At 46.0% G+C, this 22,870-nt stretch carries 25 protein-coding genes and 1 rRNA gene; 11 read left to right on the top strand and 15 right to left on the bottom strand.

Going from position 1 to position 22,870, the window contains the following annotated elements:
• Positions 1-5: 5 nt before the first annotated feature.
• From CWO13_RS22070 to CWO13_RS23540, 6 genes are all read right to left on the bottom strand, one after another.
• Positions 6-959, bottom strand: coding sequence for a DUF2860 domain-containing protein (locus tag CWO13_RS22070; protein ID WP_107899437.1), 954 nt, complete (start codon positions 957-959; stop codon positions 6-8).
• A gap of 139 nt (positions 960-1,098) precedes the next feature.
• Positions 1,099-1,698 (bottom strand): thiol:disulfide interchange protein DsbA/DsbL, encoded by a 600-nt coding sequence (locus CWO13_RS22065; protein WP_055318939.1) that lies wholly within the window; start codon positions 1,696-1,698, stop codon positions 1,099-1,101.
• Positions 1,699-1,753: 55 nt separating this feature from the next.
• Positions 1,754-2,740, bottom strand: coding sequence for a serine/threonine protein kinase (locus tag CWO13_RS22060; RefSeq protein WP_048662692.1), 987 nt, complete (start codon positions 2,738-2,740; stop codon positions 1,754-1,756).
• Between the two features lie 74 nt (positions 2,741-2,814).
• Positions 2,815-4,233, bottom strand: a complete 1,419-nt coding sequence (gene ccoG, locus CWO13_RS22055; RefSeq protein ID WP_108083471.1) for a cytochrome c oxidase accessory protein CcoG — start codon at positions 4,231-4,233, stop codon at positions 2,815-2,817.
• A gap of 325 nt (positions 4,234-4,558) precedes the next feature.
• On the bottom strand, positions 4,559-4,822 hold the full coding sequence (locus CWO13_RS22050) for a YihD family protein (protein ID WP_009848104.1): 264 nt from the start codon (positions 4,820-4,822) through the stop codon (positions 4,559-4,561).
• 131 nt (positions 4,823-4,953) lie between these two features.
• Positions 4,954-5,121, bottom strand: a complete 168-nt coding sequence (locus tag CWO13_RS23540; protein ID WP_004739323.1) for a hypothetical protein — start codon at positions 5,119-5,121, stop codon at positions 4,954-4,956.
• Positions 5,122-5,404: 283 nt separating this feature from the next.
• On the opposite strand from CWO13_RS23540, the gene CWO13_RS22045 reads away from it, so the two are divergent.
• Together CWO13_RS22045 and trhA are read left to right on the top strand one after the other, a co-directional pair.
• Positions 5,405-6,196 carry a sporulation protein gene (locus tag CWO13_RS22045; protein ID WP_048610874.1) on the top strand — a complete coding sequence of 264 codons (792 nt, stop codon included), beginning with the start codon at positions 5,405-5,407 and terminating at the stop codon, positions 6,194-6,196.
• Positions 6,197-6,352: 156 nt separating this feature from the next.
• Positions 6,353-7,006 carry a PAQR family membrane homeostasis protein TrhA gene (gene trhA, locus CWO13_RS22040; RefSeq protein ID WP_048657830.1) on the top strand — a complete coding sequence of 218 codons (654 nt, stop codon included), beginning with the start codon at positions 6,353-6,355 and terminating at the stop codon, positions 7,004-7,006.
• Here the strand turns inward: trhA and CWO13_RS22035 are convergent.
• The 6 genes from CWO13_RS22035 to def all read right to left on the bottom strand — a co-directional run bounded on the left by CWO13_RS22035 (position 7,003) and on the right by def (position 13,505).
• A complete protein-coding gene (locus tag CWO13_RS22035) occupies positions 7,003-7,578 on the bottom strand; it encodes a DUF3157 family protein (protein WP_102432382.1) in 576 nt (191 codons plus the stop codon). The two genes, trhA and CWO13_RS22035, sit on opposite strands and share 4 nt — an antisense overlap.
• Positions 7,579-7,604: 26 nt before the next feature.
• Positions 7,605-9,050 carry a TrkH family potassium uptake protein gene (locus CWO13_RS22030; protein WP_048657832.1) on the bottom strand — a complete coding sequence of 482 codons (1,446 nt, stop codon included), beginning with the start codon at positions 9,048-9,050 and terminating at the stop codon, positions 7,605-7,607.
• Positions 9,051-9,129: 79 nt separating this feature from the next.
• Positions 9,130-10,506 (bottom strand): Trk system potassium transporter TrkA, encoded by a 1,377-nt coding sequence (gene trkA / locus CWO13_RS22025; RefSeq protein ID WP_004735766.1) that lies wholly within the window; start codon positions 10,504-10,506, stop codon positions 9,130-9,132.
• Between the two features lie 109 nt (positions 10,507-10,615).
• Positions 10,616-11,896, bottom strand: coding sequence for a 16S rRNA (cytosine(967)-C(5))-methyltransferase RsmB (gene rsmB, locus CWO13_RS22020; protein WP_017063007.1), 1,281 nt, complete (start codon positions 11,894-11,896; stop codon positions 10,616-10,618).
• A gap of 92 nt (positions 11,897-11,988) precedes the next feature.
• A complete protein-coding gene (gene fmt, locus CWO13_RS22015; RefSeq protein WP_107899440.1) occupies positions 11,989-12,954 on the bottom strand; it encodes a methionyl-tRNA formyltransferase in 966 nt (321 codons plus the stop codon).
• A 38-nt stretch (positions 12,955-12,992) separates the two neighbouring features.
• Entirely contained in the window at positions 12,993-13,505 is a 513-nt protein-coding gene (gene def, locus CWO13_RS22010; RefSeq protein WP_004735769.1) for a peptide deformylase, read from the bottom strand.
• 140 nt (positions 13,506-13,645) lie between these two features.
• Here def and CWO13_RS22005 point away from each other — a divergent pair, with 140 nt between their 5' ends.
• Genes CWO13_RS22005 through CWO13_RS21990 form a run of 4 tightly spaced genes read left to right on the top strand, consistent with a single transcriptional unit; the run spans position 13,646 to position 16,907 of the window.
• Entirely contained in the window at positions 13,646-14,737 is a 1,092-nt protein-coding gene (locus CWO13_RS22005) for a LysM peptidoglycan-binding domain-containing protein (RefSeq protein ID WP_107899441.1), read from the top strand.
• Positions 14,734-15,846 (top strand): DNA-processing protein DprA, encoded by a 1,113-nt coding sequence (dprA, locus tag CWO13_RS22000; protein ID WP_048657836.1) that lies wholly within the window; start codon positions 14,734-14,736, stop codon positions 15,844-15,846. Before CWO13_RS22005 ends, dprA begins: the two co-directional genes overlap by 4 nt.
• 2 nt (positions 15,847-15,848) lie before the next feature.
• Positions 15,849-16,325, top strand: a complete 477-nt coding sequence (locus CWO13_RS21995) for a DUF494 family protein (protein ID WP_048657837.1) — start codon at positions 15,849-15,851, stop codon at positions 16,323-16,325.
• Between the two features lie 12 nt (positions 16,326-16,337).
• The gene (locus tag CWO13_RS21990) at positions 16,338-16,907 is read left to right on the top strand and encodes a DNA topoisomerase family protein (RefSeq protein ID WP_107899442.1); all 570 of its coding nucleotides are present in this window, start codon (positions 16,338-16,340) and stop codon (positions 16,905-16,907) included.
• Between the two features lie 105 nt (positions 16,908-17,012).
• On the opposite strand, the gene CWO13_RS21985 is transcribed toward CWO13_RS21990, so the two are convergent.
• Entirely contained in the window at positions 17,013-18,143 is a 1,131-nt protein-coding gene (locus tag CWO13_RS21985; RefSeq protein WP_102432376.1) for a 5-(carboxyamino)imidazole ribonucleotide synthase, read from the bottom strand.
• Positions 18,144-18,148: 5 nt separating this feature from the next.
• A complete protein-coding gene (gene purE / locus CWO13_RS21980) occupies positions 18,149-18,634 on the bottom strand; it encodes a 5-(carboxyamino)imidazole ribonucleotide mutase (protein ID WP_017073863.1) in 486 nt (161 codons plus the stop codon).
• A gap of 194 nt (positions 18,635-18,828) precedes the next feature.
• Between purE and CWO13_RS21975 the strand changes: the two genes are divergently transcribed.
• The 4 genes from CWO13_RS21975 (at position 18,829) to CWO13_RS21960 (ending at position 21,517) form a co-directional block, all read left to right on the top strand.
• On the top strand, positions 18,829-19,386 hold the full coding sequence (locus tag CWO13_RS21975) for an L-threonylcarbamoyladenylate synthase (RefSeq protein ID WP_108083470.1): 558 nt from the start codon (positions 18,829-18,831) through the stop codon (positions 19,384-19,386).
• A gap of 20 nt (positions 19,387-19,406) precedes the next feature.
• On the top strand, positions 19,407-20,324 hold the full coding sequence (gene hemF, locus CWO13_RS21970) for an oxygen-dependent coproporphyrinogen oxidase (protein WP_048657840.1): 918 nt from the start codon (positions 19,407-19,409) through the stop codon (positions 20,322-20,324).
• Between the two features lie 74 nt (positions 20,325-20,398).
• Positions 20,399-21,229 (top strand): shikimate dehydrogenase, encoded by an 831-nt coding sequence (aroE, locus tag CWO13_RS21965; RefSeq protein ID WP_108083469.1) that lies wholly within the window; start codon positions 20,399-20,401, stop codon positions 21,227-21,229.
• An 18-nt stretch (positions 21,230-21,247) separates the two neighbouring features.
• Positions 21,248-21,517, top strand: a complete 270-nt coding sequence (locus CWO13_RS21960) for a DUF1488 domain-containing protein (RefSeq protein WP_048662686.1) — start codon at positions 21,248-21,250, stop codon at positions 21,515-21,517.
• On the opposite strand, the gene CWO13_RS21955 is transcribed toward CWO13_RS21960, so the two are convergent.
• Positions 21,514-22,059: a gamma carbonic anhydrase family protein gene (locus tag CWO13_RS21955; RefSeq protein WP_108083468.1), complete on the bottom strand. Its 546-nt coding sequence runs from the start codon at positions 22,057-22,059 to the stop codon at positions 21,514-21,516. The genes CWO13_RS21960 and CWO13_RS21955 overlap by 4 nt on opposite strands.
• Before the next feature lie 589 nt (positions 22,060-22,648).
• Here CWO13_RS21955 and CWO13_RS21950 point away from each other — a divergent pair.
• Positions 22,649-22,870, top strand: a 16S ribosomal RNA gene (locus CWO13_RS21950); the annotation flags it as partial.

Genomic DNA, 22,870 nt, shown 5'->3' with positions numbered 1-22,870 from the left:
TGGAGTTAGAATTTGTAGTTCAAGCCAACTGAAACGATGTATTGAGACTCGTCGTAGAAGGTGATATTGGAATCGCTTGTGCCGTAACCCGCAAGAGATACGAATGACCAGTTTTCCCAATCCATGAATTGATCATATTCATAGGCGGCGAATAGATTGATGTTGTCGTCGCTGCGTTTCTTTTGGAAAGTGATGCTGCTTGCATCATAAGAGCGTTGGTTGTAACCCGCCGTTAGTGCGTATTGATGACGTCCCATACCACCAAATAAGCTGACCTCACCACCGAACTGCTCGAACGATGCCGCATCGCCGTCTGCATCACTTGATTGATAAATCAAAGACGGTACCAGCATCATAGTACGGCTAATCGGCTGGCGATATTGACCTTTCAGGTAGAAGGTATCGGCGTCGCGTTTTAGTGCTTCTTCAACGCGATCATCTTCCACATCTTTGGTGGCGTAGGCCATGTCTAGCGAGAAAGCTGCCCCCACAATGTTGCTTAGCTTCAAACGAAACGCATTGCCAGTTTCATCGGTCTTCGTGCGAGCTGATGTGGTGTTGTACGGATCAGCCCAAGTTTCACCCGACATAATGGTTGGCAGCAGTGAAGCGTCGATCACCATGCCAGACTCAAGTTGGTATTTGTAACCAACCTCTAGCACTACAGTACCTGTCGCTACGTCATCACGAGCGGTACCTGTGTAAACCTGATGGTTCAGCTTTTCACCAAAGGTGTAAGCAATGCTGCCGAGAGGTGCAACTAAAAACGAGTTCTCAGACGAAGCTTTTTGATTGGTTGAGGCGATCTTACTGTCAGCGTCGGTATTAAAATTTGAGGTCGAAGAAGTGACACCGGTGTTGATAGATATTTCACCACTGAAACCTGGCTCATCAGCAAGCTTGGCAAACGCGGGCGCAGTAGCAACGCTCAATGCCAGGAGAGTTATTTTTATGTTCATTTAAGGGCTCCTTGCCCACCGATTCTTAGGACGGGTTATTAATATCAGTAAAGTACTACGTTTTTTGGCTGATTATTTATCAATGATGATTTTTGAACTAGTAAAAAAAAGGAAGCCGAAGCTTCCTTTCATCAATGTCTTACTTCTTCAATAAGAAGTTAACGAGCTCGAAGTACTCATCAAGAGAGCTGATACCTTGAGCTTCTACTAGGTAGCGGTTATTCACTACGACGGCTGGTACGCCAGAAAGGCCGCTATCTTTGAATGCTTTGTCGAAGCGACGAACCATAGAATCTACAGCAAAGCCGTTGTATGCCGCATCGAATTTCTTAGCATCAACGCCTTCATCTAGGAAGATTTGACGCAATTCGGCTTCATCACGTGGTGGCTTGTTCATGGTGTGGATGCGGTTAAACATCACTGGAACCATTTTGTCTTCAACTTTCAGTGCAATCATGGTCGCGTAAGCTTTGCTCATTGGCAGACCCATGTTGCCACCCATGAATGAAACATGGTTCTTCTGTAACTTAGCGTCTTTAGGTAGCTGCTGTTTTAGCTGCTGGATGATTGGCTCAAAGCTATTACAGTGTGGGCAGTAAAAAGAGAAGAACTCTGTCACCATTGGTTTTTTTGATGCTTCTAGATCGAGAACTTTGTAGTGTTCACCTTCGTTAAATTTCGCAGCGTGAGCTGAAAGGCTCAACATGATTAATGAGAAAAATGCGAATAGCTTTTTCATTTATCCAATCTCCATTATGTTTGAATTTTTATCCAGTTGTATGTTGCGATTGCTGTTACCACTGAGGCATTAACGAAAGTGGTGGCTCTTGCAGGGTAGCAATTTGCTCTTTACAAGCAAGTACTTGTTGCTCCCAATATTTCGGATCATTAAACCACGGGAAGGCTAAAGGAAACGCTGGATCGTGCCATCGCTTCGCTAACCATGCCATGTAATGCACCATACGTAGACCGCGTAGTGGTTCGATTAGTTTCAGTTGCGAGGTATTAAAATCGCAAAACTCTTGATAACTCTCTAGCAGAATATCGAGTTGCATCAGTTTATCTTGGCGTTCACCGTTGAGTAGCATCCACAGATCTTGTATCGCAGGGCCATTACGTGCGTCATCAAGATCGACGAACATTGGTCCATCGCGCCACAAGATGTTGCCTGGGTGGCAATCACCATGCAGGCGGATGTTGTCAATGTTGCTCGGCCACTGACTCTCTAGCTCTTTTATCAGAAGGTCTACGTCATTGAAGAACGCTTTTTCTAGGTGTGTCGGGATAAACTGAGAGTTCTCTAGAATCTTACGTGGCTGATAAAGGTATTCATCTAAGCTGATGGTCGGGCGATGTTGGAATGTTCTTCCCGCGCTGGCTTTATGAATACGACCCAGAAAACGTCCAACGCCTTCCAGTTGATCTAGATTGTCGACTTCATACTGTCTGCCGCCAACGCTTTCGAACAATGCAAACAGGTAGCCTTGATATTCATGCAAGGTTTCACCGTTGACTCGCATTGGTGGAGCGACAGGCATCTCTTGTTCAATCAGTTCTAACGCGAAGTCGTGCTCTTCTTGGATCTGGGCTTTGTTCCAGCGCTGCGGACGATAAAACTTAACGACGTAGCGTTTACGGTCTTCATCGGTGAATTGATAGACCCGATTTTCGTAACTGTTGAGAGCGAGAAGCCCGGATTCAGCACGAACTCCAATACTCTCCAGTGCGTACCACATGAAGTCAGGAGTCAGGTTATCAAAATTAAAGGCTTGCATCGTCATAGAATAAAAAAGGCTCATTACTGAGCCTTTTTCCATTTATTGGGTTGTTATACCAAGCGCTAAGGAGGCTGGTATCAGAGCTTCTTGATAAAGCGGCTTTCGACTTCCATCGTAAACTCTTCATTATCCGAGAGTATAAACTGAATTGTCGAAACTGGTGAGCTCAGTTTTTCTGGGTCGGCGCCTAAACTGATAGGTAGGTTCAAAACCTCGCCTGGATCGACAGTAATCGTCTGTTTGCCGTACCAGATAGAATCGGGCAGTCCGCTAACATCGAGCTTGTACTCTTGCTCTTGTTGAGTCTTGTTGATCACTTTCAAGGTGTAGGTATTTTCAACCAACCCTTGGTTATTGACTCTGAACAACTGGTTTCGGTCACGCAGAACACTTAGGCCGGCAGGATCAACGCTCGCGATTTGGGCGAAGAACAAGCCCAGCATCACGATCAAGATGGCGCCATAGCCCAACAGTTTAGGACGCATTACCTTGGTCGAGTGACCTTCAAGTCTGTGCTCGGTGGTGTAGTTGATCAGGCCTTTCTCGTAGCCCATACGCTCCATGGTGTTGTCACAGGCATCAATACACGCGCCGCAGTTAATACACTCATATTGCAGGCCGTCACGGATATCGATACCCGTTGGGCACACTTGAACACATAGATTACAGTCAATACAGTCGCCTAGACCAAGCTCTTTTGGATCGGCTTTACGAGAGCGAGGGCCACGGCTTTCACCGCGTTCTGAATCGTAGCCCACGATGAAGGTGTCTTTGTCGAACATTGCCGATTGGAAACGCGCGTAAGGACACATGTGCAGACAAACAATCGAGCGCATCCAACCAGCATTGGCATAAGTACACCCAGCAAAGAACAGTACCCAAAACACCGGCCAGAAAGACGAGTTAAAGGTAAAGAAGCCAACCACTAACTCTTTAATTGGGATGAAGTAACCAACAAAGGTTAAGCCCGTCGCAATGGCAATCGCCCACCACGCAATGTGTTTGAGGGTTTTTCTGAGGATTAAATTGCTCGTTAGTTTGCCCGAGTCTTGTTTTCTTCGTTTATTGGCAGCACCTTCTAGTTTCTCTTCGAACCAAATGTATATGAAGGTCCAGACGGTTTGCGGGCATAAATAGCCACACCAGACACGGCCTAAGAAGGTGGTTATGAAGAATAAGCCAAACGCAGCAATCATAAATAGGATCGCGAGTAGGGTCAGATCTTGCGGGTATAAGGTGGTGCCAAAGAAGTTGAACTGTTGGTTGCCGATATCGAGCAAGATCGCTTGGCGTTCACCAAATGGAATCCATGGAATAAGCGCAAAAAGTAAAAGTAAGAACCAACCGCCATAACGACGCAGTTGTTGGAATTTACCTTTGCTTTCTCGAACATAGATTCGGTTACTTGGGTTAAATCGATCTCCATTACCTTTATGTGTTTTCGGGTTAAAGGTTTTAGGAGTCACATCTTTGATATCGATTTTATCCTGACTCATGAACTATCCTTTTTGTGGCTTGTTTGCCCGGTTAAATCGGGCATGACGACATTACTTGAAAGTATGGTTTAGAGAACCTGTTGAAATTGAGCTTGGTGCATTTGTTGTTATCGCACTCACTCTTATTATTTTAGAAGATTCTTATGGATGGCGATTATAGCGACAATCTTGTTCTCATTTCTTTAACGCTATCAACCTTTAACAACAAAAGTCATAACAGTTGTGACGAAAAAATAGCGAACAGAAACAAAAAAGCGACCTGGCGGTCGCTTTTTAAATTGAGTGTTTTATCTATACGGCAATTGAGTTCTAAACAAATGGGCGACTAAAGAAGGCCACGTGCTTTTAGAATTGCGGTTTTGAAATCATCTTCTTGGTCTTTTTTCAGGCCTGGGATCATTTCATCTTTTTCGCTGTTGCGCATTTTTAGGTGGTAGATAAGAACATCGTCAGTCAGTTCTTCAAGCTTGCCTTGGTAGCCCGCTTCTTTTGATAGCTTAATGATGAACTCTAATAGGTTAAGCTCTTGATCTTTCTGCCACTCAGGCTCCATCAGTTCAAGCAGTTCTTCAATGCGGTGACACTTCATACTTTATTTCTCCACAAATTTTATAATGATTTGTGGCTAAGGTATCAAATCGGGTAGGGAATACCAATGTGTAAACACATTTCAAGATGGAAGCGGGCAAGAAAAAAGCGCAGTAAAAACTGCGCTTTTTGTTAAGCGGCTTTAATCACTTTTGTTGTAGTCGGTGCTAATAAAGCAGTCTTCTCAACTAGAGTCATTGTAGGAGCCAATTTCTTAGCCGTTGGAGCAGCAACAAAGCCACTACGACGACGCATCGCACTACGGTTGGTGTGCGAGAACCTGACAGCTGTTGGGCGCATTAATTTACCTAACGGTCAGGCATATCCATTGCCAATCTAATGGCCTGATTTACCATGAGCTCCACTTCAATTGCTTGAAGCGTTACTCGTCTGGCTTTCGCCAATCCGAAGAATAAATCAGGATAATGATATGCATGCATATCAAGGCTTAGATTATCACTATCTAAGTTATCGATCGACGCCTGAGTGATAAATAGACGATATTAGAGCTAAAATAGTGTGAGCAGTATATTTGAGTTTGAACCTCTTTCAGGCTTAAGATGATGCTTTAAAGGAGGTGCATATGTCGTTCTTAAAGAAAACGTTAGCAAGTTTTGGAATTGGATCTGCCAAGGTGGATTCTGTATTGCAACAGGAAGTGCTTTATCCAGGTAAGAAGGCGAGCATTATTGTGCATGTCTATGGTGGCGCTCAGCCACAAGAGATCGACAACATCGATCTCAACTTGTGCTGTCGTTACGTTAAAGAAGTTACCATGAACTCGCAAAGGCAAGAAGGTGGTCAAACACGTCGAATGCACCAGACATACTCGTTGGCCAAATGGAGCCTGCCTTATGCCTTTGTTATTCAGCCGGGTGAAACCCGTGATTTTGAATGTGAGTTTGATGTCCCGCTGAACACACCGGTCACGATTGGTGATTCAAAGGTGTGGCTAGAAACCGGGTTGGATATTGCGATGGCAATTGATCCATCGGATAAAGACATCTTAACGGTTCGTCCTGATGCACTCCTCGATGGTATTTTTAACGAACTTGAAGCTCAAGGGCTGCGCATTCGCCAAGTGGAGTGTGAAGCGGTAGAAGGCTTTGAACTGCCATTTGTACAAGAGTTTGAGTTTGTGCCGACTACGGGTCCTTATCATGGCCGCTGGCGTGAGCTTGAAGTTGTTGCCCATCGTGACGAAACTGAGCTTAAGCTTTGGTTTGAGATAGATCGCAATCGCGACGGTGCCAAAGGCATGTTGGCGAGTTTATTGGGAGTGGGCCAGCTACAGCGTCAATTGAGTGTGCCACTCGATACCTCTCCAGAAGAAGCCGGCAAGATGGTACTTGAGTATCTAGATAGCGCCTCTTAATTCGCTTTTTGGTTCTTTAGCTTTAGAGAGCCTAGCCTTATCACACTGTTTAGGCGTCATTGATGTCATAAAAGCTGTCATAAAAATTTAAGCTTACACGTGTAAGCTTAATGTGCAATACTAGGTCAATTGAACATTTACTCTAGTAGGATACTCATGTCTGCATCATCAGCTAGCGAATACAGCGACATCGAAGAACGCGCTAATGCGATAACCCACGGCTTGGGCGTCGTGCTTGGCGTTATTGGTTTGATCTTGCTACTGATTCGCGCGTTTGATTACCAAGCCGACATGTTGACGGTTGCCAGTATGACAATCTATGGCAGCAGCATTATCCTGCTCTTTCTTGCTTCCACGCTTTATCACTCGATCACCACAGAAAAAACTAAGCGTTTACTAAAAACCCTCGATCACTGTGCGATTTATTTACTGATCGCAGGTAGCTACACGCCGTTTTTATTGGTTGGCTTAAGAACCCCATTGGCGATGGGCTTGATGGCGGTTATTTGGGGAATTGCGCTGGTCGGTATCATCATGAAGATTGCCTTCGTTTACCGATTCAAGCGCTTATCGCTGTTCATTTACTTAGCGATGGGCTGGCTATCTTTGATTGTTGTTTATCAATTAGCGATGAACATCGATATAGGTGGTTTGGTGTTGTTAGCGGTTGGCGGGGTGATCTATTCGCTGGGTGTGATTTTCTATGTTGCAAAACGCATCCCTTACAACCATGCAATCTGGCACTTGTTTGTATTGGCGGGTTGCGCTTGCCATTTCTTCGCTATCTATCTGTACGTGACTCCGGTTTAGCGAGCCAGTACTTCAGTAATCTCAGCTTTAATCTGATATTCAGGGTGTTGTTCTAGGTCGATCTTGATTAGCTTGCCTTCTTCACCTGTTTTTGGTCGCAAGTATGTGTCAGCCATACGTTTGATTGATTTCCATACAGCAATTTCTTCTTCTGCCAACAACGTACCTTCTGCAGTAAATACGCTGATGTTAAGTGATACTAAAATGACAGCTTGAGTGCCTTGGTTGGTGATGGCTGTCGGAATGATAAGTTCACCACCTTCATAGCGACTTGCACCCAATACAACATCCACTCCTGATTGAGACAGCTGTAAGCTTGGCTTTTTACTATTCACTACAATCGTAGTGCCACGCGTGTTCGTCGTAACTGGGACAGCGACTACGGGTACTGCTGCGACAGGCTCGGCGATCTCTGAAGTTGTCGCTACTTCTTCCGCTTGTTTCTGTGCCACGTACTGCCACGTAAAGTCGTCTTTCAGCAGTACTTGTTTTCCATCTTGTAGAGTCACCATTTGGTCGGCGAAGGCTGAACTGCTCAGCAGTGCGCTTGCGATAAGTAGGTATGATTTCATCTCTTTTTCCTTAAATATTCGTGCAATTAGCGTCGCCAGAAGGCTGGGAAGAATAGAACGATCAGCGTCAGTATCTCGAGTCTTCCCATCAACATACCAAGGCTTAATAACCACTTTGCAGCGTCTGGCAGCGGCGCAAAATTCCCGGTTGGACCGATCACACTGCCCATGCCAGGACCAACGTTGGCAACGGCTGTGATAGCGCCAGATATACTGGTCACAGGATCAAGTCCCATCGCACTCAAGCCACCTGCAATTAAGATAATCGTAATAAAGAACATCAAACCAAATGCGACTAGTGAGCGCACAATGTCGTCATTCACTGGGCGTTGGTTATAGCGCTGAACAAAGACACCAGATGGGTGGATCAGCTTCATCATTTGTTTATGAAGCATGGTCATCGCGATCTGGAAGCGGAAGATTTTGATACCGCCAGAGGTTGACCCCGAGCACGCGCCCGCCATCATTAAAAACGCGAACAAGGTAGTCGGTAGTGCGCCCCACGCGGTGAAGTCTTCTAAGCCAAAACCGGTTGTGGTGACGACTGACACTATGTTGAACATCGAAACACGCATTGCATCCATGATGGTGTAGTCATCCCTAACCACCAGCCATGTCGATATTACGGCACTGGTGACCAAGAATAGATACGTGAAACCTCTCACTTGAGCGTCTTTGTAGAGGATTGAGAGTTTTCTACCACGCAGTGCGCCAACAAACAGTAAGAACGGCAAACCACCTAGGAACATGAACAGGGTTCCCACCCAGTGAGCACTGTTAGAGAAGTGGTTCATTGAGCCATCTGATGTTGAGTAACCACCCGTCGACAGTGTTGTGAAGGCGTGATTGATCGCATCAAAGATGCCCATGCCTGCAAACAGATAGCTAATGATGCACAAGCCAGTCAGAACCAGATAAACCGCCACGATGTTCTTCGCGACCGTTTTCGCTCGTGGGCTGCTTTTATCTGACCAATCGGAGGACTCGGTTTGGAATAGGCGCATACCACCGACGTTAAGCATTGGCAGAACCGCTACCGCCATAACGATGAAGCCGATGCCGCCTAACCATTGCAGTATAGAGCGCCACAACAGAATGCTTGGTGCCATGCTGTCTAAGCCGCTCAATACAGTTGAGCCAGTCGTGGTGATACCAGACATGGTTTCAAAATAGGCGTCGGTGAAGCTGATGTGGTTGATGAAGACAAACGGCAGTGCAGCAAAGGCACTGGCAATCGTCCATACCAGAGAGGTGATCAGGAACATGTCCCGTACCCCAAGTCGGAACTTAGCTGAACGGCCTAAACTCAAGCAGATGAACGCCACTATGTGCGTGATCACTACCGACTGACCAAACTCGAGGAAGCCACCGGTGCCTGTAAAAAAGGCAACCAATGTAGGGATGTACATGAAAAGGGCGAGTTTTGATAACACTAACCCTATCACTAATAATATTGGACGAAAGTTGACCATAGCTTAATAGACCATCGCTTTGTGCCGAAGCTTGTTCTCACAAGAAGAAGGTTGTGAGAACAAGCTTACGAGAACAAGGCTATAAGAAGAACGGGCTCGGTTGGAATAGAGACTCAACATCAGGTACGTATTTCTTGTCCACTAGGAACATAACTACGTGGTCATCTTGTTCGATAACGGTTCTATCGTGCGCGATAAGCACCTCTTCTCCGCGAACAATCGCACCAATAGTGGTACCCGGTGGTAGTTTGATGTCGCCAATAGCTCGGCCAACCACTTTAGATGTGGTTTCGTCACCGTGAGCAATCGCTTCGATCGCTTCAGCAGCGCCGCGACGCAGAGATGATACGTTTACAATATCAGCACGACGAACGTGAGTGAGCAGCGCAGAAATGGTCGCTTGTTGTGGAGAGATAGCAATATCAATCACACCACCCTGAACAAGGTCGACGTAAGCACCACGCTGAATCAGTACCATTACCTTCTTGGCACCCATTCGCTTAGCCAGCATCGCTGACATGATGTTGGTTTCATCTTCATTGGTTAGGGCAATGAACACGTCCACTTGATCGATGTTCTCTTCGGTCAGCAGCTCTTGGTCTGCGGCATCACCACAGAAGACGATGGTGTTTTCTAATTCTTCAGACAACTTCTCGGCACGAGTGTAACTGCGCTCAATAAGTTTGATGCTGTAGCTCTGTTCAAGGCGTTTAGCCAAGCTTGCACCAATGTTACCACCACCGACAATCATGATGCGGCGGTACGGTTTCTCTAGGCGTTGCAGTTCACTCATTACTGAGCGGATATGGTTACTTGCCGCCACAAAGAACACTTCATCATCGGCTTCAATGATGGTGGTGCCTTGTGGGCGAATAGGGCGACCTTGACGGAAGATAGCCGCAACACGCGTATCGATGTGCGGCATGTGCTCACGCAAAGCAGATAGGGCGTTACCGACCAGTGGACCACCGTAGTAGGCTTTTACTGCTACTAGGCTAACTTTCTGTTCAGCAAAGCTCACAACCTGCAATGCACCTGGATATTGAATCAGGCGTTCGATGTAGCTGGTCACTAGCTCTTCGGGTGCGATCAGGTGGTCTACTGGGATAGCACCTGATTTGAATAGTGCTTCTTTTTCTTCTAGGTATTGAGGAGAACGAATACGAGCAATTCGGTTTGGCGTATTGAAAAGAGAGAAAGCAACCTGACACGCAGCCATATTGGTTTCATCCATATTGGTTACGGCAACCAACATGTCGGCATCTTGCGCACCTGCTTCACGTAGTGTGTTTGGGTGGCTGGCATAACCGTTTACAACCCTAAGGTCGTACTTATCCTGAAGTTCACGAAGTCGGTCAGCATTACGGTCGACAATGGTGATGTCGTTGTTTTCACCAACTAGGTTTTCAGCAAGGGTACCGCCAACTTGTCCAGCACCTAGGATAATGATCTTCATAGCCTTTCTCTTATTTTTGCCGTTGTAATTCTAGTGCGTGCATTTTGCTTCGATAATGCACTAGAAAGAAACAGCGGCTAAGAAATAAATTCTTAGCCGCTGTTAGTTGTTATGCCTGTTTTACTAGAACTGCGTAGTAGAAGCCATCCATATCTTCTTCCCCAGGCAGTATTTGACGACCCGGATTTTCGATATCAGACCCAACCAGCGTTGCGTTCTCTGTACGTGCTAGGAATGCTTTCACTTGCAGCACGTTTTCTTGCGGCGTGATAGAACATGTCGCATAAACCATGGTGCCGCCTTCTTTCAGCTGACGCCACATAGCATCCATAATCTCGCTTTGCAGTTCAGCCAGCGCGTCAATGTCAGATGCACGACGTAGCCACTTGATGTCAGGGTGACGGCGAATTACGCCAGTCGCTGAACAAGGTGCATCAAGCAGAATACGGTCGAACTTATCACCCATCCACCACTCTTCAGGGTAGCGAGCATCGCCACAAATTACGTCGGCACGTAGTTGTAGGCGCTCAAGGTTATCGTAAACACGGTCTAGACGTTTGATGTCGCAGTCAATCGCAACCACTTCAGTATCGTTGGTATGCTCAAGAATGTGTGCCGTTTTACCACCTGGCGCAGCACAGCAATCTAGGATCAGCTCACCATCTTTTGGTGTTAGGTAATCAACCGAAAGCTGAGCAGCAGCGTCTTGCACAGATACCCAACCTCTGTCGAAGCCAGGAAGCAAAGTAACATCACAAGGTGCAGCTAATTTTATGGCATCGGCTGCTTCAGGGTGCAATGTGTATTCAATGTTTTCGTTTTTAAGCAGCTCAACATACTCGTCACGAGTGTGGTGTTGGCGGTTAACGCGCAGCCACATTGGTGCCTTGCTGTTGTTTGCTTCAACCAGTTGCTCCCATTGATCTGGGTAGCTCTCTTGAAGCATTTTTAGAATCCAGCTTGGGTGGCCGTATTTGCCTGCATTGTGGCTAACGGCTTTCTCGTCTAGTTCTTCTTGGTCACGTAGGTAGCTACGTAGTACAGCGTTGATCAAACCACTCAGGCTTGGGCCACGCAGTGTTTTAGTACCCTCAACCGTTTCAGCAACCGCGGCATGCGAAGGGATACGCATGAAGCTTAGTTGGTAAATGCCCACCAAGATTAGGTGGTGGAATACACGCTTTTTACCTTTAAGCGGGTTTTCCATTAGTTCGTTAGCGATTGACTCTAAACGAGGCAGGTAACGAAGTGCGCCGTAGCAAATCTCTTGCAGTAGAGCATGGTCTCGCGGACGGATCGTCTTTTGAGCCGCAGGGAGAGCGTGTGAAAGAGAGTGGCCTTTATCGACAACTTGGAATAGGACATTTGCAGCAGCAGCGCGAACATTCATGAGGGGTACCGAATATTTATTTGAATACATGAGGGCATCTCTGCCCTCGTAAAGGTTTTCTAAGCTGCGTAATTAACAGCTTTAAAAGCGGATTAAGAAAGTTGAGTACCAACTTCAAACCAGCTTGCACGTGAGTTCAAGATATCCTGAACTGACATGGCTTTTTTACCTGGAACTTGCAGCTGTTCCAATACTAGTACTTTGTCGCCAGTCGCAACATAAATACCAGTCTTATCTGCTTTGATGATTGAGCCAGCTGGCGCAGATGTCGATTCTTCATCAACACGCGTCTGCCAAACTTTAATGCTTTTTTCATCATTAGAGCTGCTATCAACAATCGCAAAGTGACTCATTGGCCACGGGTTGAAAGCGCGCACACAACGTTCGATGTGTTCTGCACTGTCATTCCAATCAATTTTAGCTTCTTCCTTGCTCAGCTTCTTCGCGTAGTTAGCAAGTTCGTCGTCTTGCTTCTCAGCAACAGCCTTACCAGAAGCGATGTCTGCTAAACACTCAACAAGAGCATCAGGACCAAGACCAGCTAACTTTTCGTACATTGACGCACTGGTATCTGTTGCTTCGATTGGTAGCGTCGCGATGCTGAGCATATCACCGGTATCTAGGCCGATATCCATCTGCATGATCGTCACGCCAGTCTCTTTATCGCCCGCCCAGATAGAGCGTTGAATCGGAGCAGCACCACGCCAGCGCGGCAGGATAGAGCCATGCACGTTAATACAACCCAAGCGAGGCGTATCTAGTACAGCTTGTGGAAGAAGTAAGCCGTATGCGACAACAACCATGATGTCAGCATTCAAATCTGCTAGCTCTTGCTTAGCTTCATCTGACTTGAAATTTTCTGGTTGGTAAACCGGAATATTGTTTTCAAGTGCGATGTTTTTTACTGGGCTCGCAGTCAGTTTTTTACCGCGGCCTGCTGGACGATCTGGCTGTGTGTAAACAGCAATAACTTCATGCTCCGAAGACAACAACGCCGCCAAATGACGGGCGGCGAAATCCGGAGTACCTGCGAAGACAATTCTTAAAGATTGACTCAAGGTAGACTTCCTTCTTAATTTAGTAATAGCAGCGGTTATTAACCTTGTTTCTCGTTGAAACGTTTAATCTTCGCTAGCTTATCTTGAATACGTTTGCGCTTTAGTGGCGATAGGTAATCAACAAACAACTTGCCTTCTAGGTGGTCAAGTTCGTGCTGAACACAGATAGCCAGAAGGTCGTCAGCGTCGAATGTGAATTCGTTGCCTTCACGGTCTAAAGCTTTAACCGTTACTTCTGCAGCGCGAGGTACTAGAGCTCGAGCGCCTGGTACAGATAGACAGCCTTCTTCGATACCATCTTCGCCACGTTTGTCGGTAATTTCAGGGTTGATCAGAACCATAGGCTCGTCACGTGTTTCTGAAATATCGATAACAACGATGCGTTGGTGGAAATCTACTTGCGTTGCAGCAAGGCCGATACCTTCTTCGTCGTACATGGTTTCAATCATGTCATCAACGAACTTTTGAATCTCTGGGGTAACTTCTTTTACCGGTTTCGCCACGGTACGTAGGCGATCATCTGGTAATGTTAATACTTGTAATACAGACATATACACTCGAAATATTGAACTGTGCCGAAACAGCTTAAACCTTGTTGGCTCAATTCTAGACATTTTAGAGGTCAAATGACAGCATCCTGAAGGTAATTCTCTAATCAGATGTCATATATTCAGACCAAGGAACCTAGGTCATGCGTCATTTTTTCCCCGCTTTATCTCTTATTTGTGCCTCGCTTTCGTTCGCCACTATGGCTGAAAATAGTGAACAACCTTTAACCATTAAACAAGGAGCACCCGAAGCGTATGTGGTGGTGAAGGGCGATACTTTGTGGGATATCTCTGCGATGTACCTCGATAGTCCATGGCTGTGGCCGAGGTTATGGCAGGTAAACCCTGAGATAGAAAATCCTCACCTTATTTACCCCGGAGATAAATTGTCGCTGGTTTGGATTAATGGCGAGCCTGTCTTGAGCCTCAAACCCGTCATTAAGCTAAGCCCTAAGATTCGTGTATCAGAGAAGAAAGCGGTGCCAACCGTCAATGAGGGGCTGGTTCTGCCTTATCTGCAATCTGATCGCTTGGTTGAACAGCAAGATATTCAATCGGTTCAACGAGTGTTAGGGACCAGTGATGGTAAGAGATTCTTATCGGGTGAAGACCGGTTGTTTATCTCGGGCAACCAACAACATCAAAAGTGGGGTATCTACCGCGCCGTTGAAACCTACCAGCGACAGCAACCTCAAGCGAGTATGACCTCGTTGCGTTTGGTCGCCACGGCACGCTTAAAAGAAGTGGACGCTGAGTTCAGTAGCTTACAGATAGAGACTCAGCTGCAAGAAGTACTGCTTAACGATCTTGTGTTGCCAGAGCTTGGTGTTGATCAGGTGAAGCTCTCAACCACATTTTATCCAGCGCCTAGTGCGGCGGGTCAGTTTGCCAATATCTTGGGTTCATTGGATGGCAGCCAATACAGCGCAAAGAATCAGGTCGTTGTTATCAACAAAGGCTCGCAGGACAACCTTCGCCAGGGCTCTATGTTCACCCTTAGCGAGAGCGGGGCTGTGGTGTTTGGTAAGCAAGGTGAATACAGCTATAAAGAATCAGCGGCGAGCGATAAGGTGCAATTGCCAAGTACGTCACTGGGTAGTTTGATGGTCATTCGCCCTTACGAGTATTTTAGTTTGGCGTTGATCACTCAAAGCTCCAAGCCGGTTAGTAATGACATTCTGGCGGTATCGCCTTTGGATCTTGCGTTGACGGAAGAGGTTAAGGGCACCGAGTGAATGAGCAACAACTGAGTGCTTGGTTAACTTTAAGTTTTGTTCCGCAGTTGGGTGGCAAGCGCCTTTCTCGACTGCTGAGCATTGATTCCCCATCGAATATTGTTGGTTACTCCAGCCAACAGCTGCAAGCGATTGGTTTGTCAGCCAAGCAAATCTCCTACTTAAGACAGCAAGCCCCTAAAGAAGTGGAGGCTTGCCTGGCGTGGCAAGCGAGTCAGACCAACCATCACATCATTACCCCTAATTGTCCTCATTATCCCAAACTGCTGAACGAGACAGCCTCCGCACCAAGTGTGCTTTTCGTTAAAGGTCATGTTGAAAAACTGATTGAGCCTCAAATCGCGATGGTCGGTAGTCGTAACGCCAGTCTCGAAGGGCTGCAAACTGCGAAGTCCTTCGCTAAAGAGTTTGTCCAAAACGGCTTGATTGTCACCAGTGGTTTAGCGCTCGGTATCGATGGCTATGCTCATGATGGTGCTCTAGATAAAGGAGGGGAAACTTTTGCTGTGTTGGGCTCTGGCTTGGATTCCATTTATCCTGCGCGACACCGAAATCTCGCGGAGAGGATCTGTGAAAATGGTGCGTTGATTTCAGAATTCCGCCCAAACGCTAAACCTCGACCTGAACATTTCCCACGGCGTAACCGTATTATAAGTGGATTGTCTTTGGGGACTCTCGTCGTTGAGGCGGCCGAGAAAAGCGGTTCTTTGATTACGGCGCGTTATGCGATGGAGCAAGGTCGCGAAGTGTTTGCGCTTCCCGGTTCGATTCATAACCCAACCAGTCGCGGAGGCAACAGTCTAATTAAGGCAGGAGCATGTTTGGTACAGAGCGCTCAAGATGTTCTAATTGAAATAAAGAGTCTGTTAGACTGGTCTATAGATCAGCAGCCCAGTTTGTTCGAACCTACGCCGAACAAGAGTGAAAATGAACAATTGCCATTTCCACAGCTGTTAGCTAACGTAGGATTAGAGGCGACACCCGTTGATATTTTGGCACAGAGAACCCATATACCTGTGCATGAGGTCATGATGCAGCTTTTAGAGCTTGAGCTCTCAGGGCATGTTGTTGCAGTTTCCGGTGGCTATATTCGAAAGGGGAGAGGCTAGCTATGATGATGGACATACTGATGTACTTGTTTGAAACCTACATCCATAGCGATTCTGAATTGCAGGTGGATCAAGATGAGCTGGAAGATGAGCTTCTTCGAGCAGGGTTTCACCAAGACGATATTTATAAGGCCCTCCATTGGTTAGAAGATCTTGCTGCACTGCAAGATACCGACAACCAAGCGGCGATTACTATGTGCTCCAATACCTCGATGCGTGTTTACACCAGTCGAGAGGTATCGCGTATTAATATGGAGTGTCGAGGTTTCTTACTGTTCCTAGAGCAGATCAACGTGCTCACGACAGAGATTCGTGAAATGGTTATTGATCGTGTGATGGGGCTTGAGACCAACGAATTTGAATTGGATGATCTGAAATGGATTATCTTAATGGTGCTATTTAATGTGCCGGGTAATGAAAGTGCTTACACGCAAATGGAAGAGCTGTTGTACACCAAAGAGCAAGGCATCTTGCATTAATACAGGCTTGTCATGAGTAGTAAGATTGATAATCAGCTTTTTTCAGCACATGAACATGCGTTAGAGCATGAACCATGTCCGCAGTGTGGTGGGGAGCTTCAGCTTCGCCATGGTAAGCACGGCCCATTTTTAGGCTGTAAGCAGTATCCGAGCTGTGATTACATCAAGCCTCTTCATCAAAATGATGGTCATGTGGTGAAAGAGCTAGGCGTTCCGTGTCCTAAGTGCCAAAACGAATTGGTATTAAGGCAGGGGCGCTTTGGGATGTTCATTGGTTGTAGTTGTTACCCAACGTGTAATCACATCGAATCTTTGGATCAACCGAAAGAACAACCTGAAGAACAGCCACTTGTTGCCTGCCCTGAGTGTGGTCGAGGCCACTTGGTTGAGCGTAAATCTCGCTATGGTAAAACTTTTTATGCGTGTGATAACTACCCTAAGTGTAAGTTCGCCGTTAATCAGCCACCAGTTATAGGTCGTTGTGAAGAGTGCCAGTTCCCGTTGTTACTTGAGAAGAAAACAGCCAGTGGCACTAAGAAGCAATGTGCTGATCGCAAGTGTCATCACATTCAATCTCAGTAGTCATGTTAATCACAGTAAGTGAATGACCAGAAACAAAAAAACGGCGCTCAATGAGCGCCGTTTCTATATCCAATGAACTTTTTATATCAATAAACCAATGTAGGCTTACTTCATCTGCTCAGCAAACTCATGCACAGCAGGGTAGGCTTGCTGATCAAGAATATCAGACAATGAGCACAACGCTCTTTGCAGTTCTGCGTTGTAATCAGCGCTCACATTAATGTGGCCCATCTTACGACCTGCACGCTTCTCTTTACCATACCAGTGAACATGACAGCCGCCTTGAGCCAGAATAGCCTCAGGTAGAGTATCTTCACCAAGAATGTTGATCATTGCGGTTGGACGAATCAGCTTGGTGCTACCTAGTGGCATCCCACACACGGCACGCAGGTGGTTTTCAAACTGACAAGTTTCAGCGCCTTGCTGTGTCCAGTGGCCAGAGTTATGAACACGTGGTGCAATCTCGTTAACCAGCAGTGAACCTTGAACATCAAAGAACTCTAGCGCGAGTACACCAACGTAATCTAAGCGTTCAGCAATGGCAGTGAACATGGTTTTCGCTTGCTCTTGCAGTTCAATGTCATCAATCGCTGTCGATAAGCTCAATACGCCGTCGGTGTGAACATTTTCAGCCAGTGGATACACTTGAATCTCGCCATTGGTACCACGAGCACCAACCAGTGATACTTCGCGGTCAAACGGAACAAACTCTTCAGCCACAATCGCTTGGTTGTCTGTTGCGGCAATGCACTCAGCCATTTCTGCCCAAGTTACGTCAACATTGTCTAATGCCTTTAAGCGCCACTGGCCTTTACCATCGTAGCCGCCAAGTGTACTCTTCAATACCATTGGTAAGCCAACGTGAGCGATCGCTGCGTCAAAGTCTTCGCGAGAGTTGATCACGTAGTATTTAGCATTCTTCACGTTCGCTTCGTCTAACAGCGCTTTTTCAAGGCGACGGTCACCGCCAGCTTTGATTGCTTCTGTTGTCGGTAAGAACTTACCGCTGCGCTCACATACCTCAAGCACATCATGAGGGATGTGTTCGAACTCAGCAGTAATGACGTCCGCGCGATCTATCGCATTTTCTAAGCCGTTGCCTAGAATCGCTTGCGTTAATGGGTGAACAATATTTTTGCTGCCAACATCAAAAGCAGAAATTTCAATATTCAGCGGTGCCCCAGCTAGGGACATCATGCGAGCAAGTTGGCCCGCGCCTAACACAAGAACATGCATGGGAATTAGTCCTCTGCAGGGTTTGGATTTGCAAGTACCGTTTCTGTTTGCTCAGAGCGGAACGCTTCTACTTTTGCCATCACATCTTCATTGTGTGTACCAATTATTTGCGCTGCTAGGATACCAGCGTTCGCTGCACCAGCTTCACCGATAGCCAGAGTACCTACCGCGATACCTTTTGGCATTTGCACGATAGAAAGTAGCGAGTCCATGCCTTTCAATGCTTTAGATTGAACTGGAACACCAAGAACAGGTACGCTTGTGAAGGCAGCTGCCATGCCTGGTAGGTGAGCTGCACCGCCAGCGCCAGCAATAATCACTTTAATACCACGCTCTTTCGCACTGGTTGCGTAGTCTGCTAGCAACTGAGGTGTGCGGTGAGCAGAAACCACTTTTGTTTCGTACGCCACGCCAAACTGATCCAACATTTCTGCAGCTAGCTTCATTGTTGGCCAATCAGATTTAGAACCCATGATAATACCGACAGTCATCTCAAACTCCTTCAGGTACGATTTAATTAGTGATTAGATATTTTGCGCGCATTATACGGGTAAAATCGCCCAAGGAAAACGTTTGCGTCACTCTAAGTTGTTAATTGATACATTTTATAAACAAATAGCTTTAGTCACAGTGAGTGATAATTTGTACACTTAGTGAGTTAGATAACTGAATTAATGAGGCACCCGTGGATAACTTTCAACATACATTGCAGGCATTACAACAAGGTGAAGTCATTGCTTACCCGACCGAAGGCGTTTTTGGGGTCGGTTGTGATCCAGATAATCCACAAGCCATCCAGAAATTACTCGAGTTAAAACAGCGCCCGGTTGAAAAGGGCTTGATCTTAATAGCTGCAAGCTACGAGCAACTGTTACCTTACATTGATGAAAGCCAATTGACGGAAGAGCAGCTGACGACAGTAAAAGCCACATGGCCAGGCCCGGTAACTTGGATTATGCCAACCAGTGCTAAGGTGACAGACTGGGTGAGTGGTCAGTTTGATTCAATCGCGGTACGAGTGACGGATCACCCTTTGGTTCAAAGAATGTGTAATGAATTCGGTAAGCCGTTAACCTCTACCAGTGCTAACCTGACTGGCGAAACGCCTTGTATGACGACTGAAGAAGTTCAGCAGCAACTCGGCCAACATTTGGTGGCGATTTTAGAAGGTCAAACGGGTGGTCGTGACAAGCCAAGCGAAATTAGAGATGCAAAAACGTCGAAAATATTAAGACAGGGTTAAACCCTGCAAAGGAAAGTAAAATGGCAGCAATTGATAAAGAAGCAGTAAAGCAGTTTTTACTGAACCTACAAGATTCGATTTGCCAACAGCTTGAACAAGCTGATGGTAGTGCACTATTTGAAGAAGATGCATGGGAGCGCGAACCTGGCGAACGCCTCGGAGGCGGTGGTCGTACTCGTGTGATGACTGATGGTGCGGTCTTTGAGCAAGGTGGTGTTAACTTTTCTCACGTTGCAGGTAAGGCAATGCCAGCTTCAGCAACCGCTCACCGCCCTGAATTAGCCGGACGTAAGTTCGAAGCGATGGGTGTATCGTTAGTTATCCACCCTAAAAACCCTTATATCCCAACCTCACACGCCAACGTACGATTCTTTATTGCCGAAAAGGAAGGGGAAGACCCTATCTGGTGGTTCGGTGGTGGTTTTGATTTAACTCCATTCTATCCTGTCGATGAAGATTGCCAATCTTGGCATCAAACTGCTAAAGACCTGTGTGCACCATTTGGTGATAACGTGTATCAAGAACACAAAGAGTGGTGTGATAAGTACTTCTATCTTCCACATAGAGATGAAACACGTGGTGTGGGTGGTCTGTTCTTTGATGATCTTAACGAGTGGGGCTTTGAGAAGAGCTTTGCTTATATGCAGGCGGTCGGTGAAGGTTTTGCTGCGGCGTACTTGCCGATTGTTGAGCGTCGCAAAGAGACACCTTATGGCGAACGTGAGCGTGACTTCCAACTTTATCGTCGTGGTCGCTATGTTGAATTTAACTTAGTGTATGACCGTGGCACCCTATTTGGTCTACAAAGCGGTGGTCGCACAGAGTCTATATTGATGTCGATGCCGCCATTGGCTCGCTGGGAATACCGCTACGAACCACAAGCAGGTTCACCAGAAAGTCTGCTTTATAGTGACTACCTAAAGCCTCGAGTTTGGTAGTTCTTCCTTCCTTATAGGTATAGTGATAGGGTCATCTATATAGATGACCTTTTTTATTTCTGTTAGGTAAGGATATGACACAGCAAGTAGATCGTTATGCCGTTTTCGGTAACCCTATTGGGCAAAGCAAATCGCCATTCATTCACACATTATTTGCTCGCCAAACCAGCCAACAACTTACCTATACAGCACTGCAGCCAGAGCATGGTGAATTTATCACAGCTGCCAAATCCTTTTTCAGCGAAGGTGGTCGAGGATGTAATGTCACAGCGCCTTTTAAAGAAGATGCCTATCAGTTTGCCAATCGCCTAACTGAGAGAGCTGAGCTAGCCGGTGCCGTAAATACCCTTAAGAAGTTAGATGACGGAGAGATCATTGGTGATAACACCGATGGTGAGGGTTTAGTTCAAGACCTGCTTCAACATCAAGTGACGCTAAAGGGAGCACGTGTTCTTCTTCTTGGCGCTGGTGGTGCTGCGAGAGGAGTGATTCAACCTCTTCTCGACCAAAAGCCACAACAGTTGGTGATCGCTAACCGAACCAGTTCAAAAGCAGAACTATTGGCTGAGATGTTTTCGTCGCATGGAAATATCAAAGGTATGGGGCTAAGTGATGTTAATGATGGCTTTGATGTCATTATTAACTCGACCTCATCAGGTCTAAGCGGTCAGCTCCCTGAAGTTTCCGATGTAATCTTTAATACAAACAGCGCCGTTTATGACATGGTCTACGGATCTGGAACGACAGTATTTAATCAGTGGGCGTTAGATAACGGTGTTCATGCTGCTTATGATGGTTTGGGTATGTTAGTGGGGCAGGCTGCAGAGAGCTTTATGCTTTGGCGTGGCCTTCGTCCGGGAACAAAACAGATTTTAAGAGAATTACGTAAAAACCTAGAGATGTAATGAGGTATTTATAAAAAAATGAATCAATCAATTCTATTTCCAGATATCCAAGATTGGAATGAAGAGAATCAAACAATCACCTTCCCTGCACAACAGTCGGGCGCATTGATTGAATGTGTCATGTCTATTGAAGAATTATCACGATTGGCAGGTAGAGATATAGAAGAAGGCGATCAAGCTTTAGTTATCTTTTCTGAGTTACGTTTCGATATTGAAGAGCTAGCGGAAGAGTTAATAGAAGAAGAGGAGTATGACTCCTCTAATCGGATTCAGATCAAAGCGCTTTAGACTGGAAGTACAGAGTCTAGATAGTCGTTTTTATTCTGAACATAGTTGTCAGCGGACTTCTGTAAAAAGGCACGCTCTTTATCATTTAATGGGCGTGCTTGTTTTACTGGGCTTCCTACATATAGGTAACCGCTTTCAAGTACCTTATTAGGCGGCACTAAGCTACCAGCACCAATCATGACTTCTTGTTTGATGATCACGCCATCCAACACGATAGCTCCCATGCCAACAAGTACACGATCTTCAATTGTGCAGCCATGCAGCATTACTTTATGTCCGATAGTGACATCATTACCTATTAATAGAGGATAACCCTCAGGGTTTTCTGCATTCTTATGGGTGACGTGCAAAACGCTGCCGTCTTGGATATTCGTTCTATCTCCAATATGAATGTGGTTTACATCTCCTCGAGCTGCAACCAAAGGCCACACGCTAGAGTCGTTACCGATTTTGATATCACCAACCAGTATCGAACTTGTATCTATATAGACGTCTCGCCCGATCTGAGGTGATATACCTTTATAACTGCGTATTGAACTCATAAATCCTCCTTTATATAGGCACCTTAAGCCCTTAATTAAGAGGAATACTAGTGAAAATGGCGTGTTTTGAACAAAAAACGCTCGAACAATCAAAAAAGTAAGAAAAACTTCAAAAAGGGCTTGCCAGTGTGATCGAAATCTCTATAATGCGACCTCGTTGAAACGGGAAGGCTTCGTAAGAAACCAAAACGAATCAGCAGGTCAAATTAGCCAAGCTAAGCGCTTGAAAAAATTTTTGAAAATAGTGGTTGACACTAAAACTTAAATCGCTAAAATGGCCGTCCGATTTGAGCGAAGCTCAAAAAGGAAAAGCTCTTTAACAATTTAAACCTATCAATCTGTGTGGGCACTCGTTGATGAATATCAAAACGTTATTACTTAGGTAATAGCAGTTACTTCGGTAACAAAATTGATTTCAATGAACTGAGTGACCAATACGTTTAACTACTTGTAGTTATTCGGCACAGTCAATTCATTATCATTCTGTTGGAATGGTAATAGCTTTAGAATTACATGTTCATGTTCCTTTTTCGAAAAGAGCGAATGAATATTAGTTTTGAAGTCAGTATTCGTTGAGTCACAAAATCTTAAATTGAAGAGTTTGATCATGGCTCAGATTGAACGCTGGCGGCAGGCCTAACACATGCAAGTCGAGCGGAAACGACACTAATAATCCTTCGGGTGCGTTAATGGGCGTCGAGCGGCGGACGGGTGAGTAATGCCTAGGAAATTGCCTTGATGTGGGGGATAACCATTGGAAACGATGGCTAATACCGCATAATGCCTACGGGCCAGAGAGGGGGACCTTCGG

The sequence above is a fragment of the Vibrio sp. ZF 223 genome (assembly GCF_003050585.1).
Lineage (GTDB): Bacteria > Pseudomonadota > Gammaproteobacteria > Enterobacterales > Vibrionaceae > Vibrio > Vibrio crassostreae.
Note: the sequence above shows the minus strand (reverse complement) of the source record. Positions and strands in the feature narration are given on the sequence as shown.

Bases quoted from the DNA above. Each gene is read 5' to 3' on its own strand.
- CWO13_RS22070 (WP_107899437.1), bottom strand. From the start codon at position 959: ATGAACATAAAAATAACTCTCCTGGCATTGAGCGTTGCTACTGCGCCC.
- CWO13_RS22065 (WP_055318939.1), bottom strand. From the start codon at position 1,698: ATGAAAAAGCTATTCGCATTTTTCTCATTAATCATGTTGAGCCTTTCA.
- CWO13_RS22060 (WP_048662692.1), bottom strand. From the start codon at position 2,740: ATGACGATGCAAGCCTTTAATTTTGATAACCTGACTCCTGACTTCATG.
- ccoG (WP_108083471.1), bottom strand. From the start codon at position 4,233: ATGAGTCAGGATAAAATCGATATCAAAGATGTGACTCCTAAAACCTTT.
- CWO13_RS22050 (WP_009848104.1), bottom strand. From the start codon at position 4,822: ATGAAGTGTCACCGCATTGAAGAACTGCTTGAACTGATGGAGCCTGAG.
- CWO13_RS23540 (WP_004739323.1), bottom strand. From the start codon at position 5,121: ATGCGCCCAACAGCTGTCAGGTTCTCGCACACCAACCGTAGTGCGATG.
- CWO13_RS22045 (WP_048610874.1), top strand. From the start codon at position 5,405: ATGTCGTTCTTAAAGAAAACGTTAGCAAGTTTTGGAATTGGATCTGCC.
- trhA (WP_048657830.1), top strand. From the start codon at position 6,353: ATGTCTGCATCATCAGCTAGCGAATACAGCGACATCGAAGAACGCGCT.
- CWO13_RS22035 (WP_102432382.1), bottom strand. From the start codon at position 7,578: ATGAAATCATACCTACTTATCGCAAGCGCACTGCTGAGCAGTTCAGCC.
- CWO13_RS22030 (WP_048657832.1), bottom strand. From the start codon at position 9,050: ATGGTCAACTTTCGTCCAATATTATTAGTGATAGGGTTAGTGTTATCA.
- trkA (WP_004735766.1), bottom strand. From the start codon at position 10,506: ATGAAGATCATTATCCTAGGTGCTGGACAAGTTGGCGGTACCCTTGCT.
- rsmB (WP_017063007.1), bottom strand. From the start codon at position 11,896: ATGAATGTTCGCGCTGCTGCTGCAAATGTCCTATTCCAAGTTGTCGAT.
- def (WP_004735769.1), bottom strand. From the start codon at position 13,505: ATGTCTGTATTACAAGTATTAACATTACCAGATGATCGCCTACGTACC.
- CWO13_RS22005 (WP_107899441.1), top strand. From the start codon at position 13,646: ATGCGTCATTTTTTCCCCGCTTTATCTCTTATTTGTGCCTCGCTTTCG.
- CWO13_RS21995 (WP_048657837.1), top strand. From the start codon at position 15,849: ATGATGATGGACATACTGATGTACTTGTTTGAAACCTACATCCATAGC.
- CWO13_RS21990 (WP_107899442.1), top strand. From the start codon at position 16,338: ATGAGTAGTAAGATTGATAATCAGCTTTTTTCAGCACATGAACATGCG.
- CWO13_RS21985 (WP_102432376.1), bottom strand. From the start codon at position 18,143: ATGCATGTTCTTGTGTTAGGCGCGGGCCAACTTGCTCGCATGATGTCC.
- purE (WP_017073863.1), bottom strand. From the start codon at position 18,634: ATGACTGTCGGTATTATCATGGGTTCTAAATCTGATTGGCCAACAATG.
- hemF (WP_048657840.1), top strand. From the start codon at position 19,407: ATGGCAGCAATTGATAAAGAAGCAGTAAAGCAGTTTTTACTGAACCTA.
- aroE (WP_108083469.1), top strand. From the start codon at position 20,399: ATGACACAGCAAGTAGATCGTTATGCCGTTTTCGGTAACCCTATTGGG.
- CWO13_RS21960 (WP_048662686.1), top strand. From the start codon at position 21,248: ATGAATCAATCAATTCTATTTCCAGATATCCAAGATTGGAATGAAGAG.
- CWO13_RS21955 (WP_108083468.1), bottom strand. From the start codon at position 22,059: ATGAGTTCAATACGCAGTTATAAAGGTATATCACCTCAGATCGGGCGA.